Source organism: Haloplanus aerogenes (assembly GCF_003856835.1).
GTDB classification, from domain to species: domain Archaea; phylum Halobacteriota; class Halobacteria; order Halobacteriales; family Haloferacaceae; genus Haloplanus; species Haloplanus aerogenes.
This window is the reverse complement of sequence record NZ_CP034145.1, coordinates 1,866,437-1,881,576: the sequence shown is the minus strand read 5'-3', so window position 1 is coordinate 1,881,576 and position 15,140 is coordinate 1,866,437. Positions and strand designations below refer to the sequence as shown.

General features: G+C 63.7%; 14 protein-coding genes and 1 tRNA gene. 9 read left to right on the top strand and 6 right to left on the bottom strand.

The window, feature by feature from the left end; all coding sequences use genetic code 11:
* Window positions 1-137 precede the first annotated feature (137 nt).
* The 3 genes from DU502_RS09580 to DU502_RS09570 all read left to right on the top strand — a co-directional run bounded on the left by DU502_RS09580 (window position 138) and on the right by DU502_RS09570 (window position 3,176).
* Entirely contained in the window at window positions 138-1,529 is a 1,392-nt protein-coding gene (locus tag DU502_RS09580) for an ATP-binding protein (RefSeq protein ID WP_121919152.1), read from the top strand.
* A 405-nt stretch (window positions 1,530-1,934) separates the two neighbouring features.
* Window positions 1,935-2,336, top strand: coding sequence for a hypothetical protein (locus DU502_RS09575; RefSeq protein ID WP_124897054.1), 402 nt, complete (start codon window positions 1,935-1,937; stop codon window positions 2,334-2,336).
* A gap of 552 nt (window positions 2,337-2,888) precedes the next feature.
* Window positions 2,889-3,176, top strand: coding sequence for a hypothetical protein (locus tag DU502_RS09570; protein WP_241966756.1), 288 nt, complete (start codon window positions 2,889-2,891; stop codon window positions 3,174-3,176).
* Window positions 3,177-4,387: 1,211 nt separating this feature from the next.
* Here the strand turns inward: DU502_RS09570 and DU502_RS09560 are convergent.
* Window positions 4,388-4,801 carry a PIN domain-containing protein gene (locus DU502_RS09560; RefSeq protein ID WP_121919149.1) on the bottom strand — a complete coding sequence of 138 codons (414 nt, stop codon included), beginning with the start codon at window positions 4,799-4,801 and terminating at the stop codon, window positions 4,388-4,390.
* Window positions 4,802-5,776: 975 nt separating this feature from the next.
* Window positions 5,777-5,851, bottom strand: a tRNA-Arg gene (locus DU502_RS09550).
* Window positions 5,852-5,946: 95 nt separating this feature from the next.
* Between DU502_RS09550 and DU502_RS09545 the strand changes: the two genes are divergently transcribed.
* The 3 genes from DU502_RS09545 to DU502_RS09535 all read left to right on the top strand — a co-directional run bounded on the left by DU502_RS09545 (window position 5,947) and on the right by DU502_RS09535 (window position 7,997).
* On the top strand, window positions 5,947-6,192 hold the full coding sequence (locus tag DU502_RS09545; RefSeq protein WP_121919147.1) for a SelT/SelW/SelH family protein: 246 nt from the start codon (window positions 5,947-5,949) through the stop codon (window positions 6,190-6,192).
* A 123-nt stretch (window positions 6,193-6,315) separates the two neighbouring features.
* Window positions 6,316-7,248: an ABC transporter ATP-binding protein gene (locus tag DU502_RS09540; protein WP_121919146.1), complete on the top strand. Its 933-nt coding sequence runs from the start codon at window positions 6,316-6,318 to the stop codon at window positions 7,246-7,248.
* Window positions 7,245-7,997 carry an ABC transporter permease gene (locus DU502_RS09535; RefSeq protein WP_121919145.1) on the top strand — a complete coding sequence of 251 codons (753 nt, stop codon included), beginning with the start codon at window positions 7,245-7,247 and terminating at the stop codon, window positions 7,995-7,997. The genes DU502_RS09540 and DU502_RS09535 overlap by 4 nt, the downstream gene beginning before the upstream one ends.
* A 4-nt stretch (window positions 7,998-8,001) precedes the next feature.
* On the opposite strand, the gene DU502_RS09530 is transcribed toward DU502_RS09535, so the two are convergent.
* The 4 genes from DU502_RS09530 to DU502_RS09515 all read right to left on the bottom strand — a co-directional run bounded on the left by DU502_RS09530 (window position 8,002) and on the right by DU502_RS09515 (window position 12,059).
* The gene (locus tag DU502_RS09530; RefSeq protein ID WP_121919144.1) at window positions 8,002-9,567 is read right to left on the bottom strand and encodes a PH domain-containing protein; all 1,566 of its coding nucleotides are present in this window, start codon (window positions 9,565-9,567) and stop codon (window positions 8,002-8,004) included.
* A 70-nt stretch (window positions 9,568-9,637) separates the two neighbouring features.
* Entirely contained in the window at window positions 9,638-10,099 is a 462-nt protein-coding gene (locus DU502_RS09525) for a PH domain-containing protein (RefSeq protein WP_121919475.1), read from the bottom strand.
* Window positions 10,100-10,172: 73 nt separating this feature from the next.
* Entirely contained in the window at window positions 10,173-11,279 is a 1,107-nt protein-coding gene (locus DU502_RS09520) for an aminotransferase class V-fold PLP-dependent enzyme (RefSeq protein ID WP_121919143.1), read from the bottom strand.
* 36 nt (window positions 11,280-11,315) lie between these two features.
* Window positions 11,316-12,059, bottom strand: coding sequence for a DUF7260 family protein (locus DU502_RS09515; RefSeq protein ID WP_121919142.1), 744 nt, complete (start codon window positions 12,057-12,059; stop codon window positions 11,316-11,318).
* A gap of 278 nt (window positions 12,060-12,337) precedes the next feature.
* Between DU502_RS09515 and DU502_RS09510 the strand changes: the two genes are divergently transcribed.
* The 3 genes from DU502_RS09510 (at window position 12,338) to trxA (ending at window position 15,137) form a co-directional block, all read left to right on the top strand.
* A complete protein-coding gene (locus DU502_RS09510) occupies window positions 12,338-13,282 on the top strand; it encodes a DUF4349 domain-containing protein (protein WP_121919141.1) in 945 nt (314 codons plus the stop codon).
* 30 nt (window positions 13,283-13,312) lie between these two features.
* Window positions 13,313-14,605, top strand: coding sequence for an oxidoreductase (locus DU502_RS09505; RefSeq protein ID WP_121919140.1), 1,293 nt, complete (start codon window positions 13,313-13,315; stop codon window positions 14,603-14,605).
* A 118-nt stretch (window positions 14,606-14,723) separates the two neighbouring features.
* On the top strand, window positions 14,724-15,137 hold the full coding sequence (gene trxA / locus DU502_RS09500; protein ID WP_121919474.1) for a thioredoxin: 414 nt from the start codon (window positions 14,724-14,726) through the stop codon (window positions 15,135-15,137).
* Window positions 15,138-15,140: the final 3 nt, after the last annotated feature.

The following is a 15,140-nucleotide window of genomic DNA, read 5'->3' as shown; positions in this document are numbered from 1 at the left end:
CCCGTCTCTCCAGCCCTGTTTCGCCTGAATCTTTCGCCGGGCTTGGTTCGGTACTCTGCTCGCAGCCTGAGCATCTCCCGGGTAGGTCTGGTTGACCGAATGCTTAAGTCATTATCACAGTAATCATTATCTAGAGTATGACCTTCTACGACCGGGAGGCGGAACTCGATACCCTCACCGCCGCGGTGGAGTCCCCTGGTTCGGACTTCATCGTTGTTTACGGGCGACGTCGAGTCGGGAAGACAGAGCTCCTCAAAGAATTCTGTGCCAACCGTCCCCATATTTACTTCCTCGCCGCGCAGGAGGCCGAGCATAGACAGCGAGAGAAGTTCCTCGACCAGATCGCGGACCACTTCGACGAGCGCGTCCCGCGAATCGACAGTTGGGACGGGGTGTTCGAGTACCTCGGGGAGCAACTCCAGCGTGAGGATCTCGTCGTCGTCATCGACGAGTTCCCGCATCTCGTCGCAGAGAACGACTCGCTCCCGTCGTACGTGCAAGGGTTCGTCGACCAGGAACTCGATGGGACGGATTCGATGCTCGTACTCTGTGGGTCGAGCGTGAGTACGATGGAGTCAGAGATCCTAGGACACGAGAGCCCACTATACGGGCGACGAACGGCACAACTCGACGTGACGCCGTTTTCGTTTCGACAGGCCCGAGAAGTCATCTCGTACGACATCCAGGATGCGATTCGCTCGTATGCCGTCACGGGCGGTACCCCGATGTACCTCACGCTGTTCGACTACACGCAGTCGCTTGCGGCGAATATTCGGTCGCACATGCTGTCACCGTCTGCGGTGCTGTATAACGAACCAGAGTTCCTCCTGCGAACCGAGCTCCGAAACCCGGCCCGGTATATGAGCATCCTCGAAGCGGTCGCGCTGGGCCATACGACACCGAACGAGATCTCCGGCGCAACGGGGATCGACTCGGGACCACTCTCGAAGTACCTCCAGACACTTCGCCGACTCAGGCTCATCCAACGGGACGTACCAGTTACGGCCACGGGGAAGAAATCAAAGCGGTCGCGGTACCGGGTAGCCGATGAGTTCCTTCGGTTCTGGTTCCGGTACGTCGAGCCGAACCGCTCCAGTATCGAAGAAGCACCGGACATCGTGTACGACGGAACGATCGCGCCTGACCTCCCGACGCACGTCGCAACCACGTTCGAGGAGGTATGTCAGGAGGCCGTCTGGGAAGCAGTTCGGCGCGGTGACTTCGAGCCGTACTCGGAAGTCGGCCGCTGGTGGTACAGGGAAGACGAGATCGACATTGTCGGGCTCGCACCGAACGACGATCGGATCCTGTTCGCCGAGTGCAAGTGGACGTCGGAACCAGTCGGTACGTCGCTCGCCGAGAATCTACGAACAAAAGCAGGGAACGTTAGATGGGGACCAGATGACCGGGAGGAGTACTTCGCGCTGTTCTCGAAAAGTGGGTTCGTCGACGGACTCGAAGACCAACTTGACGAACACTGGTCGCTGTGTAGCCTTACAGAAATAGATGATCTCCTCACACCGTCCTGAAGAGTGGTAGCTGATCGCGGACGAATCTTCGATACGTGTGTCGCCGCGCCCCAGTATGATCCGTCAAATTATCGAATGGGGCGATTTGGTCAGTTCTGGATAGTACAGCATCCCAAAGGTCCGTCCCTAAACAACCATCAATGACGATCGCGGGGGCAATCCGAACTATGTCCGCTATCGACGATATGGTCGTGCAGCTAGTTACCTCCCCGTGCTGTTAGTCAAGACTCCACACCGAGGGAATCATTGAAGTATCTGTCCTAACCGAGAAATCGTCGGCCTAGCAGGGAAGCGGCGATTAGGAGCTAAGTAGCAGCCACCGAAATTCCATACGGGAGACAGTCGTGTGGGGCCCGTTCGCGGGCAGACCTTTTTAAGCGACTGATTCATGAGGCCTGTTTAGTCATGGATAAGTACGATTCATCGTCTGAGAGAGGGCAGGAACAGTGGAGCGCAAGTACAAACGACCCTACGCCGACTGACCAAGATATCGCAATTATAGCCGCTGGGGATCCACCACACCCCGGTGATCATGAGAGAGAAATCCAGCCCACAGGGATCAGCAAATGCGACGCCGCGGGCCGAATCGACGGAATTCACGTCTTGGGCGTTCTGCACAGCCATCCGATCGCTATCGCCCGAGTTGTCGGAGCGATCACTCGATACAAGCCGGACGTCGTCGCCGTTGAGGCAAGCCCGGAAGCAGTCAATCAGTATCACCCCGACGTCCAAGATCCGCGGTGGCCGCCAGCCCACGAACTCGAAGCTGCGGCGTTCTCGGGGAGAGCCCGTCAGTCCATGACTTGATCCCCCCGTCAGTCATACACCGTAATTGCCATCCTAACATCATTATCTCTTCGGAGAGTCGCTCTCCAAAGATTCTCTAACCTAACGGCGCCACCTAGAGGTGGATTCCCCCTAGTTCGCGCTCCTAGTCGCCTCATGATTCCCTAGTATTATGTACCCACACTGTCATTCAAATGCAAGCAAATCGCATGACACTGGCGACCCCCGTTCCGAAACGTGATGAAATCAAAACGGCCGAAGAGGGGTTCCTTTATAAACGCCGTACCGCAGTCTGCCAAATGTTGCCCGTCACGCAGAATGATGGGCGCTGCAGGCGCTCGGTCGCTCGGTGAACGACGTCCCTTGTTGGGCCTGAACCGGTCGAAATCGGGGTGCTGAATACACCGTTGAGAAGGATATGTTGGTCTCGGTCGCTGACACTCCGAGAGACGACTCGCATATCGCAGATCGAGGATCCGTTTCCATCGCACCGGGTTCGATCCGTGAATACAAGGCGACTCTCCTCAAAGAATAGATGTGAGCCACTCCTCGAAGTACCGCTGTATCACCTGTATGGACGAGACCGTCACGCGTGAATTCGACGTTTCACATCTTTCCCGCACGTGCGGCGTTTGCGGAGAGTTCGATCGGTTCGTCAATACTGTGGTTATCGAGCGGTTCAATGAGTTGGATGCGGATCCACCTCCACATCTCCACTGGGAGCAACTTGACCGCCTCCGGAAATTTCTGATCGCCGAACGGCTCAGTCGGCGGGACCACACGATTGATGACTTTGAGGTGGCAGTCGACGATGACGAGGCAGAGCAGACAGGGAAGAGCGAGGCCAACACCGAAGTGTGAGGCCTGGACTGCACTGCAAGAGCCACAAGTAGTGCTCCCGAGAAAGCAGATATCGAAGAGAGATTAGCTGTTAGTTCGTGGCGGCACGGGCATCAACAAGCCACCTCGGTTCGCGCACATCAGTGGATCCGAGGTCTGTGATTTCGCCCGACTGCGTACCGATGATCACCTCATCGCCATTCTCAAGCACAACCTGATATGAGAACTCCGTGAGGAAGCCTTGGTCAGACACGACAGCCGATCGATAGTGGATTAGTTCACACGTCGAATCCGTTCCGCCTGAGTGGCAGTGTCTTCTGACTCACTCATTAACTGATAGTACGGGAGAGCGACGTTTGGCCTTTCGCATTCGAGTATAAAATGTTCTTTACGACACGCGCGTTTGACAGGACAAACCATCACAATCGCACCAATAAACTCAAATTATACTGGGCGATTGAGTTTCTCAGCCTATAGTGATGTGTCGATGGAGGATGTCAGCTGTTGCTGTGTTTCCAGCCCTGATTGGAAGCGGTTGAGGACTTCTGTTTGGTGCTGTGAGCAGGCCATGAGGGCGACTGCTCCGGTTTGGATCGGGATTACTGGCTGATGGAGATTGTAATGTGCGAGCTGACAGCTGGGACAGCGGATACCTCCAGCCGGTCGATGCTCTATGACGTCTACTCTACCAGTAGTGGTGAGTTCGCAGATCGAAACGAACTGGTCGACGTGGTTGCCGCAACCGATGATAGGGATGGTAAGCTGATCCAGAAGCAGGAATGAAACACTGTCGTCGCGGCTGTGGAGAGCAGACTCACAGTCCTCACACTGGATGGGTGGATGGCCTTGGACGTCATTGGGAGCCGGCCGAGTAGCATCTACTGGAGGCATACTGAGAGGTATACGGAACGGTTGAGTCGCCATACAGGTAAGTTATGGGAAGAATGGAACCACACGGAGTTCGGAATTAACTCTCAAACTGTTACTGAATCGCTTTTGGGAAGCAGGTTGTTTACCGAGTAGAGTTGGCGCTGGAGAAGCGTGGCAGGTAAGGGTGACGCGGGTCGCACTTGCGTGGTCTCTCGAGTCCCGGAAGCGACACTGGGAATCGTAAAGAGAATTAAATTCATCCTTGGAAAGCCTCTATCGCGTCCTCTGCGCTCAACCAATCCAACCAAGCGCGACTCAGACGTTGATCCCGTGCCCACGTGCCGAGGGGACCTACTCGACCACTATTCGAGATCGCGCGGATCGATGTGCTCGACTTCGGGGATCTCGGGGAACAGCGTATCCGTTGAGACGATCGGCTCGTCGAGGACAGCCGCACTGCCAAGATGCACCCCATCGAATACGTTCAGGGCTTCGTACTGTGATCGGAGGTCGGCAGCGGCATCCAATGCATCGCTGGTCAGTGGTACCAGCTCGATATTTTGACTCGCGATCTCTTGATGCGCCCGGATGACGCGACCTCGATCCCACTCGTCTTCCATCACGTACTGGAGTTCGATACCCGTCGCGACTGACGTCTTCGGTTCATCGAGAGAACCGATATCGATGTCACTCGCGAGCCAGTCATCGGCTTTCAACTCCGCGAGGATGACGTCGAGATCAAGATACACGTTTTCGATCCAGTCGCTCTTCGACATCGTCCCGCGCTTTGCTGTCGGCCTGTTCGTGGAGGCGTTCTAGATGCTCTTCGCGAACGACGAGCCGAGCGCCATATCGGAGCGCCTCCGACCGTGACCCGAAGACACCATCCTCAACGAGCCTGTCGAGACGGTTAACGAGTTCCGGTGGGAGAGAGACCGGAACAGAATGTCGGTCACTGCTCATACTGCAACATAGTCTATACGATTGTATAAACATTTCCCAGTCGTTGAAACGACTCCCTGCCGGCAAATGTTCTAACTAGGTTTGTGGACAGTGGGTATGATCACTTCGGAAGTTGCTCTATACGGTGTTGACGGAGTGAACAGCAACCAAGGGAGGCTCTGAATACAGTCTCGGCTTCGAATGATCGTTCGGGAGTCGTTACGCAGTACTGTTGGATGTTGACCTCGTTGGCGGCGAGTCGTGCGAAGAACCAGCGCCTGCGTGATCCCCAAATTCAGTGGGATCGAGCTCTGAATAAGCGCTCTGTATTCAGCAGCCCTCCAAAATCATCTCAGACATCGAGGGATTCTATCCGAAGACTCGGCTCTGATTACTAATCTACCGCAGACGGGTGTCTACTAGTAGGTTCTCGATGTGGAACGTCCGTAATTAACAACTACCAGTAGACCCGACGATCGAATCACGACATTGGTACTTCGGTTTCAGGTACTATCCGAGATATCTCGGATACGCTACGTCGGAACTCCCACTCAGTCACAGTACGAGGTCTCGTAACCACTCCCAGCTCTCGATATTGTTAGGCTCAGTTGCTCGTGCCCGAGTGACGTTCAACGACCCAATGATTAGCAGCCATGCGTCACGCCGTAGAGGCAGCGAACCAGAGGACGAAACCGCCGTCAATCGGAATCGTTCAGTGACCGAACGAAATCAACGACAGTGCACTCAGAGACGATGATATCGACGATCACCCCGACGCTGTCGTGCGATTACGAACGAGAAATCGGCGATGGGCGCTGCAGGATTTGAACCCGCGACAATCTGGTCCGAAGCCAGACACTCTGTCCAGGCTGAGCTAAGCGCCCTGTCACCCGTATTCGAACGCCGCCGGGGGATAAATTAACCGATTCGAGCGAGTCCGGGCCGGGGATTTAACTCGCCGCTTCCCCAACGAACGATCATGATGGATGTTGAAATCGAATACTGCGTCCCGTGTGGCTTCCTCGACCGCGCGGAAACCGTACAGCACGCCTTGCTCACCACGCTCGGCGAGGATCTGGACTCGGTGGCGCTCGTGACCGGCGACAAAGGCGTCTTCCGGGTCCACGTCGACGGCGAGACCATCTACGACAAGGACGAGGACGGCGACTACGACGTCGACGACCTCGTGGCGACGGTTCGGGATCGGATCGGCGCGACCGCCTGAGACGGACCGTTGCACGTCAGTCTCGGCAGTCGCCGACCACGGGTGGCGACCGTCGGGAAACAGTTACGACGAGCCGTATGAGAAAACAGAACCCTTACTGTCACACCGGCGCCAGCGTCGGGTATGGCCGAGGCCGAAACGCGGGCCGACGCGGTGCTCGTCGCCGACGACGTCCGCAAACGCTACGGCGACACGGTGGCGCTCGACGGCGTGTCGCTGTCGATTCCCGCCGGCGAAGTGTTCGGGCTCGTCGGCCCGAACGGCGCGGGCAAGACGACGCTCGTCCGCGCGCTCACGGGGACGACGCCGTGTGAGGGGACGGTGAGCGTCCTCGGTGCGGCGCCGGACGCCGTTGATCCCCACCGGATCGGACTCCTCCCGCAGTCCTTTCATCCCGCGGATCGCCTCACCGCGCGCGAACTGATCGACTACTACGCCGGCCTCTACGACGACGCTCGCGCCGTCGGCGCCGTCCTCGACGACGTTGGACTCGCCGACGACGCCGACACCTGGTACGAGAACCTCTCGGGCGGGCAGCAACGACGCGCCTGCGTGGGCACGGCGCTCGTCAACGACCCCGACGTCCTCTTTCTGGACGAACCGACGACCGGCATCGATCCGGCGGGCCGGCGGGCGCTGTGGTCGCTGATCGACGACCTGGCGGCCGGCGGGACGACCGTGTTGCTCACCAGCCACTCGATGACGGAGGTCGAACGCCTCGCGGATCGGGTCGGCTTGCTCCGGGACGGGCAAGTGGTCGCCGTCGGCTCGCCCGACGAACTGATCGCGGAACACGGCGGCGACAGTCACCTGCTCCTCGACGGCGTGGGCGTCGACGCCGACGCCGTCGCCGCGGCACTCGACGCCGAAGTTGACGAACGTGACGGCCAACTCGTCGTCCACGACGTCGCCCTCGCGGACGTGGGGCGCGTCGTCGCCGACCTGGAGGATGGGGGCGTCGACTTCGACTCGTTCACGTGGGCCGAGCCAAGTCTGGAGGACGTGTATCTCCAGTTGACCGGTGAGGCGCTGGAGACTGGGGAGGGTCGCCGATGAGCCGCCCTCGGCGCATCCGGGCCGCCTTCGTCGCCGCCCTCTTCGCCTTCCTCCGCCGGAAGACGGCCGTCTTCTTCACCTTCTTCTTCCCCATCCTGATCATCCTGATCTTCGGGGCGCTGGTGCAGACCCAGCCGACCGGCGGCGGCCTGTTCGCCCGTCCGCCGGCGTACTACATCCCCGGCTATCTCGGGGTGGTGGTGGTGTTCACGCCGCTGTCGCGGGTCGGGAGCACCATCGCGCGCCACCGCGACGGCAATCGCTTCGAGAAACTGGCGACGACACCGCTCCGCCGCTGGGAGTGGCTGCTCGCGCACACGCTCGTCAACGTCGCCATCATCGGCCTCGCAGCCCTGCTCCTGTTCGTCCTCGTCCTGCTCGTGACGGGCGCGAGCGTGGTCGCCGGCCCGGGACTGCTCGTCCTCGTACCGCTGGTCGTCGCGGGCGTCGCGCTATTCTGTGGATTGGGGTCGATCATCGGTCGCGTCGCGGACTCACAGGACGGCGTCATCGCCGCCAGCAACGCCGTCGCCTTCCCCGTCTGGGTGCTCTCGGAGACGTTCGTCCCGCCGTCGATGCTCCCGGCGTGGTTCCAGTCGGTGACGGCGCTCTCGCCGCTGACCTACTTCTCACGAGGCGTCCGGGCTGCCACCGCGGGCGAGGATCCGACCGTCGCGCTCCTCGTCCTCGGGGTCGTCGCACTCGGCTTCTTCGTCGCCGGTGCGGCCGCCGTGCCGAAGACGGAGTGAGGAGTCACGTCGACGGCGCGCTGTCGGAGCCGCTCGGCGGGTCGTCGCGTTCGTCCGTGGGCACGTCGTCTCGCGCGTCGCCCGCCTCGTCGACCCAGCCCCGGCGCGTCGCCAACGACTCCCTGAGCCGCGTCGGGAGGATGGCCCGCAGGTCGTCCGCGACCGACTCGTCCACGTCGACCGCGGCGGCGTCGTTACCGACGAGCGAGCGCGACCCCGCGGTATCGGCGGTCACAGTCGCCACGTCCCACCGTCGCTGGAAGACCGTCCGCGAGTCGATGACCGTCTGAATCCGGTAGTACGGGACGATCTTGATCTGCCGACGGAGGAAGCCGTTGCGGGTGACGGCGTGATTCGAACCGAGCCAGTAGCCGCGGTGGCGCCACTTGTAGTGGGCGGCGACCGGCGCGAGGAGGGCGAGCGGAACTGGCGCGTAGGGCGGCCAGGGGAGCGCGCCCCCGGTGACCCAGTCGGCGCCGTAGAGTAGTGCGACGACGCCGCCGAGCGCGAGGAGGTAGCGGATGGCGTAGCGGCGGCGCACTCGCTTCGGCGGGCGTGAGAACGACGGCGAGCCGACGGGGTCGATCCGGTTGGCGAGGGCGAACACCCGTTCCCGGTCCGCGAGCGGGACGGCCGCCTCGGAGCCGCTGTCGCCCGGGGCGTACCCCGCCGTCTCGATGTGGAGTGACGCGTAGCCGAAGTAGCGTTTCAGCGGGTCGTCGACGACCGTCAGCGTCTGCACCTTGTCGAGCGGGATCGACCCGTCGTACCGGCGCAACAGTCCGCGCTCGTACTGGAGTTCGTCCTCAACCTGCGTCAGTCGGAAGTCGTAGTAGTTGAGGACGGCCACGGCGGCGCCGCCGAGCCACGAGACGAGGAGGATGCCAAGGGCGGCGGTCAGCAAGCCGACGGCGACGAGGATCGGCCCTGCACCCGGGGGAACGACCGACGACATCGCGGGCACGCTCCCGGAGAGGAGGACGAACAGGAGGCCCGGAATCCGCACGTCGAAGGACAGAGCCCCGACGAGTGCGAGTTCGCGGGACGAGAGCGTGAAGAGTTCGTCGGCGGTCGGCTGTTCGTACTCGCCGGTCTCCGTCTCGTCGTCCCCCTCCGCCTCGCCGCCTTCGCGTTTCAGCCGACCGATCTCGCGCTGGAGCCGTTTGGCTTCCTCGAACTCGACGAAGCGGAGCGAGGCCTCCGTCTCGCTCCCGCCCGCCGTCTCGAAGTCGACGGCCGCGATACCGAGAAGCCGCTGCACGACGTTCCGACTGATGTCGACGTTCTGGACCCGGCGGATGGGGATTTCGCGGTTGCGTCGCGAGATCACGCCCGAGCGGATGTCGAGGGTGTCGGCATCGAGGTCGTACTCGAAGCGGCGGTAGTAGGCCACCTCGTAGGCGACCAGCGCGAGGAGGACGAAGCCCACGAGGACGATGCCGACGAGACCGCCGGTCGGCCCGAACGCCGCCGACGCGCCGGAGAAGAGGATGATCGCGGTGAAGACGATGCTCCCGCCGCGTTCGACGACGCGGTAGGGAACGGAGAGCGGAGAGAGTGTCCGATTCATACGGATCGTCGTAACGGTGTCTCGGTGGATCGTGGACTCCCCCGCCGATACTGACTGACGACTGTTCCACTCATACGGCGTCCTCGCCCTCGGCGCGGATGGCGAGTCGTTTCAGCCGCTCGCGCAGGTCGTCGGCGCCGCCGGGCGTCAGCCCCGGAACCGTCACGTCGGCCCCGCGGGAGCCGGCGGTGTAGACGACGGTGTTGGCGAGGCCGATCAACCGCTCCAGCGGGCCGCGCGAGGAGTCGACGTGCTGGATACGGACGAAGGGGACGACCGTACGGACGCGGGTGAAGACGCCGCGTTCGAGATACAGCGCGTCGTCCCGAACTTCGTAGCGCCAGACGCGATAGCGCGCCAGCGCGAGGCCGACGCCGCCGACGAGAAAGAGGAGGAAGACGAGCGGCGGCACCCAGATGGGCAGGTCGACAGCGAGTTGGTCCACAACGATGACGACGACAGTGAGGACGACGGCCGTGACGGCCGCTTGTCCAGCCCAGACGACGCGAATACGCGGGTGGAGTCGGTTCATCGAGACCACCAGCCGCGAGAGGCGACCATGCTAACGGCTTCCCGTCGGCGGCCCAAATAGGTGCTGGGCGGGATCACAGCGCGTCCAACAGCGCGTCCACGTCGCCGGCAGTGTTGAAGACGTGAACCGACGCCCGGACCGCGTCGGGGTACGGGAGCGACCGGATGTGGATTCCCTCGTCGGCGAGGCGGTCGACCAGTCCCTCCGGGTCGTCGGCGGTGAACGTCACCAGCCCCGACTCGTACGCGTGGGGACTCAGAAGACGGTCACCGAGTCCGACTTTCAGGCGGTCGGTCAGGCGCTCGATGTGGGCGGTGATGGTGTCGTAGCCGAGGGCTTCGACGGTGTCGATGGCGGCGATCAGCCCGCGGTAGGGGGCCGGCGAGGTCGTCCCCACTTCGAGGCGGGGCGCGCCGGCGGCGAGTTCCAGTTCCTCGGCACCGGGATCGACGACGCTCCGGTAGCCCGCGACGCCGGGGGTCAGCCCGTCGGCCACCTCGCGGTCGACGTAGAGGAAGCCGGCGCCCCACGGCCCGAGCAACCACTTGTGCCCCGCGGCGGCGACGAAGTCGGCGCCCCACTCGCGTACGTCGACGGGGACCTGCCCCGGCGACTGGACGGCGTCGACGAGAACGAGCGTGTCGTGGTCGTGGGCGATCTCCACGATCTCGGCGATCGGCAGTCGCGTCCCGTAGTTCCAGGTGATCGAGTTGAGACAGAGCAAACGGGTGTCGGGATCTGCGACGGCGTCGGTGAGGGCATCGAGGTCGACCCGGCCGGCGTCAGTCTCCAGCACTCGCACGTCCACACCTCGTTCACGGAGGTTCCACCACGGGATCACGCCCGCGGAGTGTTCGAGGTCGGTCCGGACGACGGTGTCGCCGGACGACCAGTCGACCGCGGCGGCGACGCGGGCGATGCCGTCGGCCGTGCTGTTCGTCAGCGCGATTTCCCGCGAGTCGGCACCGACGAAGTCGGCGACGACGTTGCGCGTCTCGTCGAACGTCTCGTAGGCAGCGGGGTAGGCCCCTTCCTCGACCGGCGCGACGGACTCGTGGTGTTCGAGGAAATCGGTCGTCGCCTCGATCACGTGCCGGGGTGCAGGCCCCGACGCGCCGGTGTTGAAGTAGATACCGCGCTCACAGACGGGAATCGACGCCCGGAGGTCCTCGGGTTCCATGCCCCACCGTGCGGTCGGCGGCCACCTGAACGTTTCCTAGGCGGTCGAGGCGAGGGCGCGAGCGACCCGCCCGCGGGCACGCTCTAGGTCGTCGCCGAGGTCCGCCAGCGTGGCGAGGACGGGATACGAGACCGACAGGTCGGCGTAGAGGTACTCACACAGATCGGTGGGCACGCCCGGCAGGTCGCTCCGGTGGCCCCGAATCGTCTCCTGCCGATGGAGCGCGATGCCGTCGACACGGCTCTGGAACTCCCGAAACGTCGACCACAGGTCGTGCAGGTCGTCGAAGCTCCGGCCCGAGAGTGGGCGGTCGTCGAGGGCGTCGAGATCGGCTCGCAGGGTGGCGACATCGTCTTCCGCCGTCGCGAGCGAGTCGGCCTCGCGATCCAGGACATCGAGAAACTCCTCGCGTTCGTGTCGGGCCGCCGTCGCCGCCGCGCGAACGGCGTCGCGAAGTTCCGGCGTCAGCGCCGTCCCGCCGAGCAACGCGGCCGCGAGATCGTCGCCGAACTCGGCGGCCAGACTCTCCGCGACGGTGTCGCCGTACTCAGCCTCGTAGTGAGGAACGCTCATCATCGTCTCCGCGTACGCCGTCCGGGCGCGCTCCAGCGACTGTCCGGAGGGTTGCGGATCGGCCACGAGTGGCGATCCCGGCGAAACGGTGACCGTCGAGAGTTCGGCGACCCGGCGGTCGAACGTTTCCAGCGCGTCGTACTCGGCCTGCACGGACACCCGTTCCTCGGCGACCGCACCGAGTGCGTCGTCGATCCGTGCCGTCATCCGGCCACACTACTCGCTGGGCCGCGTCGCTCCACGCACGCCGTCCGCGTACCGGCCGCGATCCGTCCCGGTACCCCGAGAGTACACGAACGGGACTCACGGCCCGCGTGATCGAGTGTCATATCACGACCCATTCGTTGTGTCAAAAATAAAAATAACGTATATAATATATGATTTGCTCGGGTCGTTGCTGTGAGCAATAGACTCGTGGGAAGGTCGGTCAAACGGTCCTTTGTGCCTTGAGAGGGGTTTAGGGGCGGCGTCGAGTAGGCGACCGTATGAACCGAGGACGAACGATCAGCGCAGTACTCGTGGTGGTGGTGTTGCTCGCCGGGTGTGGCGGGTCGGCCGGCGGCGCGGAAGTGAGCGGCGGTGGTGGCGCCGACTCGGCGGATCTCGCCGAGCAGACCGCCTCGCAGGCTGTCGAACGCGACGCCGAAGCCGGCGATGGCGGCGGAAACGGGGGCGGTGACGGCAGCGCGGCCCAGACGGTCGCAACCGGCCGGTCGATCATCCGAACTGGCGAGGTTCGCCTCCGGGTCGACGACTACGAGGCGGCGCGAAGGAACCTGACCGCCGCCGTCGAGGCCCGTGGCGGCTACGTCAGCGACTCTTCCCAGCAGGTCCACGACCGAGGGGAGGAGTCGTGGACCTCGGGCCGAGTCGTCCTCCGAGTACCCGCCGAGGACTTCTCGGGGATGATGGCCGACGTCGAGGGTGAAGGCCGCGTCCTCGAATCGAGCACGTCGACTCAGGACGTGACGGATCAGGTGGTCGACCTGCAGGCGCGACTGGAGAACCTCCGCGCCGAGCGCGACCGACTTCGGGAACTCTACCAGCGCGCCAACGACACCGAAGACGTCCTCGCGGTGGAGCGCCGGCTCTCGGAGGTCCAGACCGAAATCGAACGCACGGAGGCGCGCCTCCAGAGCCTCCAGCGCCGGGTCGCCTACTCGACCATCACCGTCGAGATGACCGAACCGCGACCCGACCGCCCCGCGCCCGACCAGTGGTACGACACGCCCGTCCTCGCGGCCTTCCTCGACTCCGTCCACGGCGTCGGCGTCGTCCTCCGGGCGACGGTCGTCGCCGCCGCCTACGCCGCCCCCTACCTCGTCGTCTTCCTCACCCCCTTCGCCATCGCTGGCGGCCTCCTCTACCGCTACCGGGGTCGGATTCTCGGTGGCGACGGTGGCGGCGACAGCACCGACGACGAGACCTAGGGTTTTGCGTCGAGCGGCCCTACCCCGCCCATGGCCCGACTCTCCGATCCCCTCCGGATCGGTGACGTGACGCTTCCCAATCGGCTCTACCGCGCGCCCCTCCTCGAGTGTGCGGGCAACGGCGAGGACGCGGTCGACCGTCTGATCGACCACCTCGAACCCGCTGCGGCCGCGGGCGCAGGGCTGGTGTGTCAGGGGGCGACCATCGTCCGCGGCGAGGGTGGCTGTGCCGCCCCCGGCATGACGCGCGTCCACGACCCCGACTTCGTCGCCCGACTCGGCCGCCTGACCGACCGCCTCCACGAGTACGACGCCGCCGTCGCCATCCAACTCGAACACGGCGGCCTGCGGAGCATGGAGACGTGGCACGCTGGCTACCGTGACGACCACCCCGACCTCCAGCAACTCGCCGTCTCCCGCCCGCCAGCCCTCCTTCGAACCCTCGACCGCCTCGGCTTCCTCCACTACGATTCGCACGTCCTCACCACCGCGGAGGTGTACGACCTCGCGGACGACTTCGGCCGTGCCGCGGGCCGCGCCGTCGATGCCGACTACGACATCGTCCACCTCGCCGGTGCCAACATGGGCATCGTCCACCAGTTTCTCTCCCCCTTCTACAACCGCCGCGACGACGAGTTCGGGGACGGCGTGCGTTTTCTGGAAGCCGTCCACGACGCCGTCCGCGACCACGCCGGCGACGTGCCCCTGATGACGAAGGTGCCGGCGGAGACGGCGGCACCGCCCGTGATCCGGCGCCGCCTCACCCGCGCCGACGCCGTGGACATCTGCCGTCGCCTCGACCGGATCGGCTACGACGCCCTCGTTCCCGTCTCCGGCTCCGTCTTCTGGGATATGAGCATCGTCCGCGGCCAGTTCCCGGCGCGAGCGTGGCGCGACGAAGGCTTCCGCGAGGGCTACGCCGAGGCGTTCGGCGGCCGTCTCCGCGCCGGACTGGTCGCCCTCGCCAATCGCATCCAGTCCCACTGGTACGACTTCGAACCGGCGTGGAACGCCGACCTCTGCCGGACCGTCCGCGACGCGGTGTCGGTGCCCGTCCTCTGCGAGGGCGGCATCCGCGAACGCCCGCGTATCGACCGCCTCCTCAACGATGCCTGCGACGCCGTGGGCATGGCCCGGCCGTTCTACGCCGAACCCGAACTCCCCGCGCGCTTGCTCGCCGACGGCGAGGCGAGCGCCGTCTGTGCCTCCTGTAACAACTGCGCGGTGCCGCAGGTGACTGGCGCCCCCGGCGTCTGCCGGACGCCGGCAGTGCTCGACGAAGTGGGGAAACTCCGCAAGTCCGGGGCGTACGACCGGGAGTGAAGTGAGGAAATCGGGCAATATAGAACCTTCCTTGGACGCCTTGCACGTCGTTTCGCCGAAATAGTATTGGACAAAACCTACAAAACTGTTAAATCGGTCCGGCACGAACACGATGCTGATGAGCGACACCGACGACATCGAACGGATCCGGGAACAGAAGCGCGAACAGCTCGAACAGCAGACGAGCGGGGGCGCGGCCCCCGACGACCCCGTCCACGTCGAGGACGCCGCCCATCTCGACGACCTGACGAGCGAGTACGACGTAGTGCTCGTAGACTTCTACGCCGACTGGTGTGGACCCTGTCAGATGCTCGAACCCATCGTGGCGTCGCTGGCGGCGGAAACGCCGGCGGCCATCGCGAAAGTCGACGTCGACGCGAACCAAGGGCTCGCCTCGAAGTACGGTGTTCGCGGCGTGCCGACACTCGTGCTGTTTGCCGACGGCGAACCCGTCGAGCGCATCGTCGGCGTCCAGGACAAAGAGCGGCTGGCTGGTCTGATCGAACAGCACGCGCCCGGCGCGGCCCAGTAGTCA